Genomic DNA, 12,907 nt, shown 5'->3' on the forward strand with positions numbered 1-12,907 from the left:
CCTAGCACTGCCCCGGCACCGTGCCGCCGTTGTCGGGGCGGTGGTGGCCGTTTCCCTGCGGTCCGTCGGGATGGGTCGCCTTGTTGATCGCGTCGATCCGCGACACCGCACCGAGTTTGACGAAAACGTTGTGCAGGTGGCGTTTCACGGTACCTTCCGCGATGGACAGCCTGGCGGCGATCTGGTTGTTGCTCAGTCCCTGTGCGACCCGCTCGAGGATTTCCCGTTCCCTGGTGGACAACCGGTCGCCGCGGTCGAACCCGTTGAGCTGCGCGAGGCTCGTCTTCGAAATCGAAAGCACCACTCTGCCGGTCTGGTTGACCACGCTCCGGATCGCGGTCACCAGTTCGAGCAAGCTCACGTTCTTGGTCAGGTAACCGCTCGCGTCCATCGCCAGCGTCTCCCGCACGAGCGCGGGATCGTCGTCCGCGCTGAGCACGATCACCCGGGAAGCCGGGGAGGCCCCGGCCAGCCGGGTGAACTTGACGCTGACGTCTGCCGCGTTGTCAGCCTCCATCAGAATCACGTCCGGACGGCTTTCGGCGGCCATTTTCGTCGCTTCGACGTGATCGCCAGGATCACCGAGCACGACGAAATCCCGTTCCAATGTCAGCGTTGTCCGCAATGCCTCCCTGAACAGAGTCTGCCCGCCCGTCATGAGGATGGTGATTCGCTGCTCGCTGGACACTCCTCAATTCCCCCTGCCAACGTCAGTGCTAGCCCATTTGGGTCACCGCGTTGACCCGATCGGAAAGGAGACCCTGGCGGCAAGTATATACGGTGGGCATCCCGCAATACCGTGGTTCAAGCTTTTTCGTCCACTTCGCCGGGGTCCGGGACAGGTGGAAGAATTGCCGGACGGACCGCGGCCTGGTACCAGTTCACGAACAACCGCCGTGTTCGCCGGTGAGCACCGCGACCGGCTGGGCGTCCACGCTGTCCGTGGCGGCGCTGGCCAGTGCCTCCGCCTCCGGCATGCCCATGTAGTGGATGATCACTTCGTGGTTCGTGGAGTTCACCGCGTTCTCGGAGCCGGTCCGGTAGTAGAGGTTGAGCGTGGTCGGTGCCGGTGCGAGATCGGGTTGGCCGTCGGCGCGGAGTGCCTCGATGATCGTCGGCACGTCGAAGGCCAGCGGCACCTCCCGCACCACGTAGTAGGTCTCGCCCCGGAGTTCGACCACCGGTGGGGTGCTGGCCGGGTCGGGCAGGTAGATCGGGTGGGTCAGCAGGTCGTACCGGAAGATCTCGTCGAGCACCGCGAGCTTGTCCTCCGGCAGCCGCGGCCGGATCGCGAGGCGCCACCAGTCGCGCAGCAGGCGCCGGGACTCCTCGTCGGTGAAGAAGTGCCCGACGCCCGACCCGAGGTCGCCCGTGCCGCCGATCGCGCTCTCCAGTGCCCCGCGGAGCGGCGCCGCGGCGGGATCCGGCGAGGTCTCGATGAACTCGCCGATGCTCTGCAGCGCCTGCGACTGGCTGATGCCGCCGAGTTCGCGGAGCCCGATCCAGGTGAACCGCAGCACGCACATCTCGGCCATCACCCTCGCCCAGTACAGGAACCGCTGCATCTGCTGGTTCTGCGCGAAGGACACCGTGTTGTTGGCGAGCATGTACTCGAAGTCGTCGTGGTCACCGCGGACCGAAATGATGCCGTGCTCGGCCTTCTTCTCGGTGTAGTCGGTGTTCGGCAGCATCAGCATGGGGTAGCAGGCGATCCGGGACACCCGTCTGGTCAGCCGGTCGTAACCGTCCATGAAGGACTCGACCGTCTCACCCGGTGCTCCCCAGATCAGCTCCGCGTACAGGTCGAGACCTTCCTTTCCGAGCCACTCGGTGAGGTCCTCCCAGGCGTTCACCTTCATGTTCTTGCGGTTCATCAGGCTGAGCGTTTCGTCGTCGAGGGTCTGCAGCGCGAGCGTGAACGAGCTGCGCATACCGGCCAGCTTCATCTTCTTGACGATCTCGTAGAAGTTCTTGGACTTGTTCTTCGCCCACGACGTCTCGACCGCGCGGGGGAAGCCGTACTGCTCGCGCAGCTCGATCAGGTCGTCGATGAACGCGACGTCGCTGGGCAGCATGCCGAAGTTGGCGTCGCACAGCACGATGGTGTGCACGTGGAGCTTGGCGAACAGCTCCAGCTCTTCGCGCAGCCGCTCGCGCGAGAAGGTGCGGACCTTCTGCCCGATGGCGCCGCCCCAGTAGCAGAACGCGCACTTGTACGGGCAGCCGCGGTTCGTCTCCATGATCGCCACGTCGTACTTGAAGCGGCCCTCGTCATCGGTCATTTCGATGGCACCGGTCAGGAACGGGGACGGGATTTCGTCGAGGTCCTCGATCCGGTCGCGGTCGGGGTTCTTGACGAGCTTGCCGTCCTCGTCGGCGAAGGACAGGCCGGTGATGCCGCCGAGCGCGGTCGGGGCGGTGCCGTCGAGGTAGGCGCGCAGGATGTCGGCGAACACCACCTCGCCTTCCCCGTCGACCACCACGTCGACCTCGGGGAACATCCGGAACACGCGATCGCCCTGGTGTGCGACGTGGGTTCCGCCGAACACCACCCAGCCGTTCGGGTTGAGCTGTTTGAAGGTCTCCGCGAGCGACCCGAACGAGCGGTAGTTCCAGCCGAGTACCGAAAACGCCAGCACATCGGGAACACCGTCGCGGAAAAGCTCGCCCGCAATGGTCGACAGGGTTCGCCCGCCGCGGAAGTTCTTGATCCGGATATCCATTTCCCGGCTGATCCGGTCGTCCGCCATGGCCGTGGACTTGAGATACCCCATGGCCAGCGGCATTGATTCCAGCGGGCTGTCCCACACGCTCTGCTGAACCAGGTAGACAGAAAGTTTTTCCCGTGCCATTCGATGCTCCTTGATCGCCGGGGCCGCGGAATGCGGTCCCCTGTCGCGTGCGTAGCTGATCGGCGCGGGACAGCCTAAAATTGTGTTCTCGAGATGAGCTCAAGCAGGATTCGCGGGTCAGCAGTGGCACGAGCCGCCGCAGCAGCCGCCGGGGGACAGCCGGGAAACGGCCGCTTCGATCCGCTCGTCGGTCGCGGTGAATGCCGCCCTGACGTGCCATTCCCCGCTTTCGCCGTAGAACTCTCCCGGTGAGACCAGTATCCCCCGCTCGGCGAGCTCCCGGACGGTGTCCCAGCACGACTCGTCACGGGTCACCCACAGGAACAGGGCCGCGTCCGCGGGTTCCACGCGGAAACCGGCCGCGGTGAACGCTTCCCGCAGCAGCGCCCGGCGGCGCAGGTACCGCTGACGTTGCTCGTCGACGTGCGCGTCGTCGCCGAGCGCGGCCGTCATCGCGGCGCACACGGGACCCGGCATCGCCATTCCCGCGTGCTTGCGGACGGTGCGCAGCGTGGCCACGACCGAGGGGTCCCCGGTGACGAACCCGGCGCGGTAGCCGGCGAGGTTCGAGCGCTTCGACAGCGAATGGACCGCCAGCAGCCCGGTGTGGTCGCCGCCGCACACGTCGGGACGCAGGATCGACACGGGCTCGGCGTCCCAGCAGTGCTCGATGTAGCACTCGTCGTTCACGAGCAGCACGCCATGCGCCCTCGCCCAGTCGACGGTTTTGCGCAGGTCCTCGGCCGAGGCGGCCCTGCCCTCCGGGTTCGACGGCCAGTTGAGCCAGGCGATTCGCGGCGAATGCCCGTGCAGGTCCTCGGGTGTGGCGACCGGTAGCGGTGTCGCACCGGCGAGTCGCGCGCCGACGCCGTAGGTCGACAGCGCGAGTGCGGGAAAGGCGACCGAATCCCCGGCGCCGGCGCCGAGCAGGGTCGGCAGCCAGGCGATCAGCTCCTTGGTGCCGAGCACGGGGAGCACCGCCTCCGCGTCCGCGGTCAAGCCGAGGCGCCGGGTCAGCCAGCCCGCCGCGGCCTCGCGCAGTGCGGGCGTTCCTTCGACCGGTGGATGTCCGGGGGAGTTCGATGCTTCGGCGAGCGCGTGCCGGACCACGTCGGGGGTCGGGTCGACCGGGGTGCCGAGCGCGAGGTTGACGATCCCGCCAGCGTGCTCTTCCGCCCGCTGCCAGTATGGTGCGAACACCGTCCACGGGAAGGCGGGCAGTTCACTGATCACGTCTGGCTCCCTTCGACCGGCCACCGGTGCTCGGTGACGATAGGCAGGAGCTTTCGAGTCGGATTCGAGTCCGTATGGTAAATAGCAGGTAATGAGCCATCGATGCGTTGGTAATGGCACCAGGTTACGGTGTATCCAAAGTGATACACTGTATCGAGAGTATTGCGCTTGATGTGCCCTTCGATGGACTTTTCTTGAAGCTCCCCATGCATCTTACTAGAGTCACTGGGGTTCGGCTTCATGGCTCGAAAATTCGACGTGGCCCGACGAAATGGGGGAAAGACAAGATGCGCTACAAGGTGCTCGGACAACTAGAGGTGATCGACGGTAGCATTACGCGCACGCCGAGTGCGGCCAAGGTCCGGCAGACGCTCGCTCTGCTTTTGCTGCGGGCGAATCAGGTGGTCCCGCTGGATTCACTGCTGTACGAGCTGTGGGACGACAATCCGCCGAGATCCGGTGTGACCACCGCGCAGACCTACATATACCAGATCCGAAAGATGCTTGCCGAGGAATACGGGGACGAAAGCGCGAAGCAGTTGTTGAAAACGGTGCCCGCGGGTTATCTGCTGCGCGCCGAGCCCGAGCAGCTCGATGTGTGGCGGTTCGACGGGCTCGTCGAAAGCGCGCGGGAGTGCCGGGATTCGGGGGAGGTGCACTCCGCCGCCGAGCGGCTGCGCGACGCGTTGGCGCTGTGGGCGGGATCCGCGCTGTCCAACGTCACCTGCGGCAGGCTGCTGCAGGGCTATTCCGCCTACCTCGAGGACAAGCGCATCTCGGCGCTGGAGCTGCGGATCAAGGCGGACATGATGCTCGGCATGCACCACGAGCTGATCGCCGAGCTGAGATCGCTGGTGGTGGAGCACCCGTTCAACGAATGGTTCCACGCGCAGCTGATCCTGGCGCTGAACCGGTCGGGACGGCGCAACGAGGCGCTGCGCGCCTACCGCGACATCAGGACCCTGCTGAACGACGAACTCGGCCTCGACCCGTTCGTCGACCTGCAGCGGGTGCACCAGGGCATCCTCGAAGCGGACGTACCCGACCTGGTCGGCTGATCGGGGAGGCGCGCCGGCGTGGTTCCCCTGCGCACCCGGCAGGTGCGGCCGAGGGCCGGCTGTGGGAACCCTCCGGCGTGCCGAGCCACCTGGTTTCCTGACGTGGTAACGGGCCTGCTGTGCGGCCGATCGGTAACTGCGTGGCGTGTGGTCGCGGGCGTCGGGATACTACCTCGGTGACTTCCGTTGCACTGCCTCAACTGCTTCGACCTCGAGCACTGGTACCGGGGGATCTCGTCGTCATCGCGTCGCTGTCGGGGCCGCTCGACGTCAGGTACGTGCCAGGGCTTGAGCGGGCGGTGGCGGTGCTCGAGCGGATGGGATTCCGCGTGCGTCTCGCACCGCTGCTCGAAGCGGGGCGGCACCATTGGTGGAGCGCGGCTCGGCCGGTGGAGATCGCCGAGGAGTTCAACGCTCTTCTGCGTGATCCCGAGGTGCGCGCGATCATCGCGCACGACGGCGGCCACACGGTGGTCGGGTACCTCGACCTGATCGACGTCGAGGCGATCACCGCGGACCCCAAGCCGATCCTCGGCTACAGCGACATCTCGCTGCTGCATCTGGTGCTCTATGCGCGCACGGGTCTGGCCGGGTTCCACGCCGACTTGGCCACGCCCGGTCTCGGCGATGCCTGGCAGGCCGCGCCCGCGGCGCGCCGAGCGGAGCTCGAGAAGCTCTACTCGACGCTGCTCACCGGCACGGAACCGATCGGCGCGCTGCCTGCCAGCCCGTCGTGGGAGTGCTGGCGTCCTGGTCGTGCCGAAGGCCGCCTGATCGGCGGGGTGCTCAATCGCGTCATGCGAGTGCAGGCGACGCGGTACGCGCTGCCGCTCGAATGGTTCGACGGCGCGGTGCTGTTCTGGGAGGAGATGGGTGGCCAGGCACCGTGGGTGTGGAGCGATCTGCAGGTACTGCGGCAGTGCGGCATTCTCGATCGGATCTCCGGCATGGTCGTGGGAGTTCCGCGCGAAATCGGCGGACTCGACTCGTCCCCGACCCTGCCCGAGATAGTCCTCGACGTCCTCGGCGACCGGGACATCCCGGTACTGGGCAACGTCGAGTTCGGACATGCCGGCCCGAATCTGCCGATGCCGGTAGGCATCCGCGTCGCAGTCGATGCGGAGCAGCGGAGTTTGTCGCTGCTCGAATCGGCGGTACGCCCGCCCATGGTGACCTGACCGGACTGGCCCGCGGGTAGCTCTCGATGTCGCAGTGGTGCGAACCTGCACCGAAAATCCGTTGCGGTGAATTCGCGCGCGGGCTGCCGCGTGCGGCTGTCGCACGGTTCTAGCGTGGGCGCATGACTGAGGAATCCACGGCGAGACGCCGTGAACTTGGCCGGGAGCTTCGGACGCTGCGGGAGAGCCGGGACATGTCGGGGCACGACGTGGCCCGGCAGACCGGCTTTTCCGCAGGGAACATCTCGCGGTGGGAGAACGGCCGCCGGGAGATCGGCATCGTCGACGCCGCGACCTATCTGGCTACCTGCGGCGTGGACCTTGCCGAGCGCAACCGGTTGCTGGACCTGACCGAGCCGCCGTCCGAGCTGTACTGGGTGCGCCCCTACTTCCACAAGCTGGCGGACGCGTTGAAATCGGTGATCATCCAGGAGAGCATCGCCAACAGTCTCGTGGGCTATCAGCCCCTTCTCATTCCCGGGCTGTTGCAAACCGAGGACTACGCGCGTGCGCTCTGGGATGGCTTGCTGCACCCAAAGGAACTCGAAGTCCTGGTTACCGCGCGGATGGATCGTCAGAAGGCGCTTGACCGGCGAGATCCACTATGCGGGACCTTCTTCGTGCACGAGCGCGCGGTGCGATCCGTGGTGGGTGGTCCTGAGGTCATGCACGAGCAGATACTTCATCTGCTGTTGGCCAGCGCGGTGCCGACCTGTGTCCTCCGGGTGGTTCCGGAGGCGTCCGATGCTTGCAGCTCGCTCTGCGCACCGTTCAACATCCTGGGGTTCGCCGAGCACTCGGCGATCGTGAATACCGAGGTCTACGGCGCCACGATCTTCCTGGATGACCGGCTCTGTGTGGATGCCTACTACGCCCTTGTTGCGCGGCTGGAACACAATGCCCTGAATGAGGGACAATCGCGGGACCTGCTGTCTCGCCTGGCAGGGGAGCGCGATCGCATGGAGGAGTAGCGGCATGACCTGGGTGAAGAGCAGCTACAGCGGCACAAGTCCCGAAAGTGAATGTGTCGAGGTGGCGCTCGGTACCCAGGTCACCGCAGTCCGGGATTCGAAGGCGCCGAGCGCCGGGAACCTGCTGGTTCCCGGCGAAAGCTGGCATGCGTTCCTGGCTCAGTGGAAGGTGGAGCAGTGATTGCGCCGGCGGCTCAGCGAACGCGCTGAACCCGCGGCCGGAAGCGGACAATCGGGAGCCCTCCCCAGCCGCGCTGGTTACCGTGGCGCCGAGCGCGATCGAGGGAGTGGGCATGCGGGCGTTTCCGGCTTGGCGAACGGCGGCGGCGGTCGGTGTCGCGGCTCTGTGGTGCGTCGCGGGCTGCACCGGGGAAGCGCCGCCGCCACCGGCGGCTTCGACGCCGCCGACCACGACGACCACGACGAAACCGGTGCTGACCCTGGCGCAGTACCAGGCGCTGCTGACCGGTACCGAGCAGGCGGTCCGCCAGCGGCTCGACCGGGTGGTGTCCGCGAAGAACCTGGCCGAGGTCGATGCGGCGCGACTGGAGCTGGCGGCCGTGCTGGAGGCCAAGGACGCCGAGCTGCGGAAGGTCGAGCCGCCTGAGGCCGCGTCCGGGCTGGCGTACGAACTCCGGCTTGGCGAGGCGTCCAACCTGCGCGAGTACGACAAGCCGGCCGACGTCGGCAAACCCAACGAGTGCGGTGTCCCGCCCGTATCCGAGGCGCAGCTCGTCAAGGCGAAGAAGCAGATCTACTGGCGGATGCGCGGCAGCGGTTACGAAGAGACCATCGCCAAGTTCGCCAAGGCCGGTCTGAAGTACGGGGAACAGCTACTGCCGCCGGAACCGGCGGACGTGCCGGCCGCGGCGGAACGGCGCGCCCGCAACGGCGAGATCGTCCAGCGCGGCGGCCCGAAGGGGCGTGGCCGCCTGCAGATCACCAACGGTGCCGAGTCGGACGCCGTGATCGCCGCGGCGAACGGGGACCCGAAGAACCCGCAGGCGTCGATCTACGTTCGCGCGGGCTCCAGCGCGACCTTGACCGGGCTGTCCGGGAACTACTCGGTGTACTTCAAGACCGGCACCGACTGGGACGGGGGCCGCAGGGGTTTCACCAGCGCCTGCAAGTTCGAGAGCTTCCTCGAGATCTTCACCGCGGACTCGAACTGGCGGATCGACCTGAGGAAGAGCGAGAACGGCAACGCGCTGACCAACGAGGTCCCCGCGTTCTGACCGAGCGCGGTGCTCAGTCCTGCTGTTCGGCGTAGACCACGAGGGTCTGCTCGGGATGTTCGGCAACGTGGAACGCGGTGTGCGTCATCGTCACGATGCCATGGCGCGGGTGGCGCAGGCGTTTGGTGCCCGTCCGGCTGACCTGGATGTCGTAGCGGGGCCACCATTCGCGCACTTCCGGGCTCGCCGCGTGCAGTTCCTCGATCAGCCTCGCGAACCGGGGATGGGCGGGATGGCGGCCGGCGGCGCCGCGCAGCCGCGCGAGGAGCACCTGCGCTTCGCGCTCCCAGTCCACGAGTACCTGCCGCGCCGCGGGACTGGTGAACATCCAGCGGGCGAGGTTGGGCCGGTCGGTGTTCAGGTCCGCGAACAGTTCGGTGGCGGCCGGGTTGACGCTGAGCAGGTCGTAGCTCACGCCCGTGAGGTAGGCGGGGTTGGGCCGCACCAGCATCGGGATCGCGGCGACGGCGGGGTCGACCGCTTCCGGCTCGTCGGGTTCGGGCGCGGCGGGGGCACCTGCCAGGTGGAACAGGTGATCGCGTTCGTGCCCGGTGAGCCGCAGTGCCGTCGCGAGCGCGGTGAGGACCTGCTCGGACGGCCGGATGTCCCTGCCCTGTTCGAGGTAGGTGTACCAGGTGGCGCTGATGCCCGCGAGGAACGCGAGTTCTTCGCGCCGCAGTCCCGGGGTGCGGCGCCGCCCGGTAGCCGGGACGCCCGCTTCCGACGGCGTGATCCGCTCTCGACGGCTGCGGAGGAAGGCGCCCAGTTCACGACGTCGCGCGGCAAGGTCCGATATGGACACTGGCACCTCCAGTTCCAGAATGAGCACATTCTGGATACCAGGCTAACGGGGTCGCAGACTGGCTTCATGCGTGCCTGGACTTTGGATTCCGTTGGTGGACGAGTGCGATCGATGGAGGTGGCGGAGCCTTCGCCACGAGGCGGTGGTGCGGTGATCGACGTACTGGCGGCCTACGTACCGGCCTACACGGACGCGGTCGCGCGGGGTGAGCGGGGCCCGGTGCCTACGCCGCTCGTGCTGGGGCCGGGCTGTGTCGGCAGGGTCGTGTCCGTCGCCGACGACGTGTTCAACGTCGAGCCCGGTGATGTCGTGCTGGACCTCGCGTTGCTGAACTCCGGTGCGGAGACGGATCCGGCGGAGATCCTCATCGGCTGGACCGGGGTCGGCGGAAGAGGAGCAACGACCGGGGAAACCGCTGCGATGCGGAAGATCTGGCGCGACGGCACCTTCGCGGAACGAGCACTCTGTCCTAAAGAGACACTCATGAAGCTTCCCGGCGCGGAGAGTTACCCTCGTCCGGAACGGCTGGCGTTCCTGGGATGGCTCGCCGTCGCGGGTGAGGGGATGAAGGCGACCGGTCTCCAGCCGGGCGGGACCGCCGCGATCATCGGCGCCACCGGACAGCTCGGCTCGGCCGCCACGCTGATCGCGCTCGCGAGCGGTGCCGGGCGGGTGGTCGCGGCCGGCCGCGATGCCGAGGTGCTGAAACGCCTGGGGGAGTGGGATTCCCGGGTTATTCCCGTCGCGATGACCGGGAGCAGGTCCGGCGACGCGGCCGCGATCGCGGAAGCGGCGGCCGGTGGCGTTGACGTCGTGCTCGACGCACTCGGCGCGGTGCCCGACGCGGCACCGACCATGGCCGGGTACGACAGCCTGCGTTCCGGCGGCACGATGGTGCTCATCGGGGGAGTGCGGCAGGATCTCGCGGTGCCGTACGGGGACCTCATGCGGCGGCGCCGCACCCTTCGCGGGTCGTGGATGTCCAGCCCGGCCACGGCGCTCGCGATGTGGCGCATGGTCCAGAGCGGGGTGATCGACCTCGCCGTGATCGACGTGCACACGGTCGGCCTCGACGACCCGGACGGCGCGCTCGAACTCGCCGCGGCGATGAACGGGCCCGCCTTCGTCGCGCTAGTGCCTTGACGCCGTATAACGACCTATACGCCTCGGCTTCAACGCGTGACAGCTCAGTGCAGGACGGTGAGCAGGCCTTCAACACCGCGGTGGAACGCGGCGCCGACGCTGTCGACCCCGTCGAGGTGGGCGCCGGACATGGCGCCGTCGCGCATCATGACGAAGTGCCGCGCGGCGTGCTCCGGTTTGCCGCGCCGCGGTGAGTTTCCGAAGACCTGCGCGAACAGGTCGGTGAGCGTGGTCACGTACCAGGCTCGGTGTTCGAGGACCACCTGGCGCACCGGGTCGGTGGGGTCGGGGTACTCGGCGGCGGCCTTGAGGAAAGCGCATCCGCGGAATTCCGGCCTGGCCAGGTCGTCGGCGACCGCGGCCCCGATCGTCCGCAGTGCGTCGGCCGACGACGGCGCGGTCTCGATGGCCGCTTGCACGCCGTCGCGGGTGTGGACGTCGACACCGCGCAAGTAGGCGAGTACGAGGTCCTCCTTCGAGGGGAAGTGCCGGTAGAACGTCGCTCGCGTGGCCGGGGCCTCGGCGAGGATCCGCTCGACGCCGACCGCCCGGATCCCCTCGCGGTAGAACAGCTGGCTGGCCGTGGACAGCAGTCGATCCCTGGCCTCGGATCGCCCGTGCCCAGCCGGGTTGCCGTTCGGGCGGTCTGGCGCGGAGCGGGTCGGGGTTCCCATGGGCCAACCGTAGCAGAAAGAACGATCGGTCTTGCAGTCGCGCGTTTGGTGTGCCAAGCTCGGCACCGCCGCAAGAGAGAACGGTCTTTCTGCTTGGCGGATGCACTGGCCTACTTCGCAAAGGAACTGTCATGACCACGACTGCTACCCCCGTTGCCGTCCCCATCGCGTCGGCGCTTCGCCGGCTCTACTTCGCTCGTTTCGGGTTCGCCCTCCTCTGGGCCGCCGCGCTCTTCCCGACCGCGTCGAGCATCGGACCGGTGAGCGCGACCCTGCTCGTGCTCTACCCCTTGTTCGACGTGGGCGCCGCCATCGTCGACGCCCGATCCTCCCGGGGAGGCCGGTCCGCCTCGGGCCTCTATGTCACCGTGGCGATCAGTGCGCTCGCCGCGGTCGGACTGGTTTTCGCGGTCGCCTCCGGCATTCCGGCGGTCCTGCGGGTATGGGGGAGCTGGGCCGTCGTAGCGGGCCTCGTCCAGCTCGTCGTCGCGCTGCGGCGACGCGAGCTCGGCGGCCAGTGGGCGATGATCGCCAGCGGCGCCATCTCCACGCTCGCCGGAATCTCGTTCTTCCTGCAGGCCGCCGCCCCGCACGCTTCGCTGACCAACCTGGCCGGCTACGCCCTGCTCGGCGGTGTCTTCTTCCTCGTCTCCGCGCTGCGCCTCGGCCGGATTGCCTGTGAGAGCAATTGACGACAGGCGATAGTTGTCAGGCTGCGGGGCGGTCCTGCCATCATCGACCAGCTTCCGCAGGCAGCCGTCCTCGTCGTCGTACTGTGTATAACGTCCTATACAGTATGGCTTTGTCAATTCGTTTCGTTCCCCGTTCTACGACGCCCGGAAAGAACGGCATCGACGGCGTAGGGGCGGCCGTTCGGTCGAACAGTTGCCTTCGATCAAGGTCTTCCGGAACGGCGGCTCGGCGTCCACGGCCAACCTCGGACCTCTCGTACTCGGTGCTGATCGAGCATCGCGCCGGCACTGTCCTGAGCCAAGCCAGCGCCAACTACCGGCCGGGTGCGTTGCGGGACAGACGGGCCGACGTCGTCTGCCTCGGTGTCGGGGCGCTGGGGACGCCGTCCGCGGAGTTCGCCGAGTCCTATTGGGACGAGTGGACGTGGTCGTTCCGGTCGCCGGGGAGGTCGCCGATCCGTTCGCGGGTTTGACTTGACCTTCGAGCCTGGTGAAGCCCCAGCCTTTCCGGTATGGCAGAAGATCCCACGATGACCGCGATCACCGACGCGGTGACCCTCGGCCGGACCGGCGACCGCGACGCGGCCCGTGCAACCCTCATCGCGCTGTGGCCCGCCGTGCACCGCGGCGGCGACCCATTGCACCGGTGCGTGCTCGCGCACCACCTCGCCGACCTCTGCGACGACCCCGCGGAGGCATTGGGCTGGAACATTCGCGCGCTCGATGCGACGGACCTGCTCGACGACGAACGCACCGAGCGGGCGCACCCGGGACTACGGGTGCGCGGGTTCTATTCGTCGGTGCACCTCAACCTCGCGGAGGACTACCGGCGGCTCGGCTCCTTCGACCTGGCGAAGCGGCACCTGGGCCGCGCGTCGGAGTTCCTCGACGCGGTGCCGGACGACGAGTACGGAACCGTTGTCCGGCAAGGGATCGCCGGAGTGACCGAGGCGGTGGACGCCCGGTCGGCGGCGGCACGGGAGATGCCCGAACAGTAGTGGTGGCGGGGGAGTCACCCGCGTTCCAAAGTGGACAAGGTGACTCCCGGCGCTGTTTTCGCAGTTCGGCG

At 67.6% G+C, this 12,907-nt stretch carries 14 protein-coding genes; 9 read left to right on the forward strand and 5 right to left on the reverse strand.

Going from position 1 to position 12,907, the window contains the following annotated elements; all coding sequences use genetic code 11:
- Position 1: 1 nt before the first annotated feature.
- From ABD256_RS11740 to dapC, 3 genes are all read right to left on the reverse strand, one after another.
- Positions 2 to 658: a LuxR C-terminal-related transcriptional regulator gene (locus ABD256_RS11740; RefSeq protein ID WP_344417134.1), complete on the reverse strand. Its 657-nt coding sequence runs from the start codon at positions 656 to 658 to the stop codon at positions 2 to 4.
- 223 nt (positions 659 to 881) lie between these two features.
- Positions 882 to 2,852, reverse strand: a complete 1,971-nt coding sequence (locus tag ABD256_RS11745) for a KedN5 family methylcobalamin-dependent radical SAM C-methyltransferase (RefSeq protein ID WP_344416708.1) — start codon at positions 2,850 to 2,852, stop codon at positions 882 to 884.
- Between the two features lie 117 nt (positions 2,853 to 2,969).
- Entirely contained in the window at positions 2,970 to 4,085 is a 1,116-nt protein-coding gene (gene dapC / locus ABD256_RS11750) for a succinyldiaminopimelate transaminase (protein WP_344416710.1), read from the reverse strand.
- Positions 4,086 to 4,372: 287 nt separating this feature from the next.
- On the opposite strand from dapC, the gene ABD256_RS11755 reads away from it, so the two are divergent.
- The 5 genes from ABD256_RS11755 to ABD256_RS11775 all read left to right on the forward strand — a co-directional run bounded on the left by ABD256_RS11755 (position 4,373) and on the right by ABD256_RS11775 (position 8,527).
- Complete coding sequence (locus ABD256_RS11755) at positions 4,373 to 5,143, forward strand: AfsR/SARP family transcriptional regulator (protein WP_344416712.1); 771 nt, start codon at positions 4,373 to 4,375, stop codon at positions 5,141 to 5,143.
- 176 nt (positions 5,144 to 5,319) lie between these two features.
- Positions 5,320 to 6,321, forward strand: a complete 1,002-nt coding sequence (locus ABD256_RS11760) for a S66 peptidase family protein (protein ID WP_344416714.1) — start codon at positions 5,320 to 5,322, stop codon at positions 6,319 to 6,321.
- Positions 6,322 to 6,443: 122 nt separating this feature from the next.
- Positions 6,444 to 7,292: a helix-turn-helix domain-containing protein gene (locus tag ABD256_RS11765; RefSeq protein WP_344416716.1), complete on the forward strand. Its 849-nt coding sequence runs from the start codon at positions 6,444 to 6,446 to the stop codon at positions 7,290 to 7,292.
- A gap of 4 nt (positions 7,293 to 7,296) precedes the next feature.
- Positions 7,297 to 7,473, forward strand: a complete 177-nt coding sequence (locus ABD256_RS11770) for a DUF397 domain-containing protein (protein ID WP_344416719.1) — start codon at positions 7,297 to 7,299, stop codon at positions 7,471 to 7,473.
- A 112-nt stretch (positions 7,474 to 7,585) separates the two neighbouring features.
- A complete protein-coding gene (locus ABD256_RS11775; protein ID WP_344416721.1) occupies positions 7,586 to 8,527 on the forward strand; it encodes a hypothetical protein in 942 nt (313 codons plus the stop codon).
- 13 nt (positions 8,528 to 8,540) lie between these two features.
- Here ABD256_RS11775 and ABD256_RS11780 read toward each other — a convergent pair whose 3' ends face one another.
- The gene (locus ABD256_RS11780) at positions 8,541 to 9,329 is read right to left on the reverse strand and encodes a helix-turn-helix transcriptional regulator (protein WP_344416723.1); all 789 of its coding nucleotides are present in this window, start codon (positions 9,327 to 9,329) and stop codon (positions 8,541 to 8,543) included.
- A 150-nt stretch (positions 9,330 to 9,479) separates the two neighbouring features.
- On the opposite strand from ABD256_RS11780, the gene ABD256_RS11785 reads away from it, so the two are divergent.
- Entirely contained in the window at positions 9,480 to 10,472 is a 993-nt protein-coding gene (locus ABD256_RS11785; RefSeq protein ID WP_344416725.1) for a zinc-binding dehydrogenase, read from the forward strand.
- Positions 10,473 to 10,516: 44 nt separating this feature from the next.
- Here the strand turns inward: ABD256_RS11785 and ABD256_RS11790 are convergent, their stop codons facing one another.
- Positions 10,517 to 11,146, reverse strand: a complete 630-nt coding sequence (locus tag ABD256_RS11790; protein ID WP_344416728.1) for a TetR/AcrR family transcriptional regulator — start codon at positions 11,144 to 11,146, stop codon at positions 10,517 to 10,519.
- 131 nt (positions 11,147 to 11,277) lie between these two features.
- Here ABD256_RS11790 and ABD256_RS11795 point away from each other — a divergent pair, with 131 nt between their 5' ends.
- From ABD256_RS11795 to ABD256_RS11805, 3 genes are all read left to right on the forward strand, one after another.
- A complete protein-coding gene (locus tag ABD256_RS11795; protein WP_344416730.1) occupies positions 11,278 to 11,838 on the forward strand; it encodes a hypothetical protein in 561 nt (186 codons plus the stop codon).
- A gap of 263 nt (positions 11,839 to 12,101) precedes the next feature.
- Complete coding sequence (locus ABD256_RS11800) at positions 12,102 to 12,311, forward strand: hypothetical protein (RefSeq protein WP_344416733.1); 210 nt, start codon at positions 12,102 to 12,104, stop codon at positions 12,309 to 12,311.
- A gap of 39 nt (positions 12,312 to 12,350) precedes the next feature.
- Positions 12,351 to 12,836, forward strand: coding sequence for a hypothetical protein (locus ABD256_RS11805; RefSeq protein ID WP_344416734.1), 486 nt, complete (start codon positions 12,351 to 12,353; stop codon positions 12,834 to 12,836).
- Positions 12,837 to 12,907: the final 71 nt, after the last annotated feature.

Source organism: Amycolatopsis minnesotensis, assembly GCF_039529815.1.
Classification (GTDB): Bacteria; Actinomycetota; Actinomycetes; order Mycobacteriales; family Pseudonocardiaceae; genus Amycolatopsis; species Amycolatopsis minnesotensis.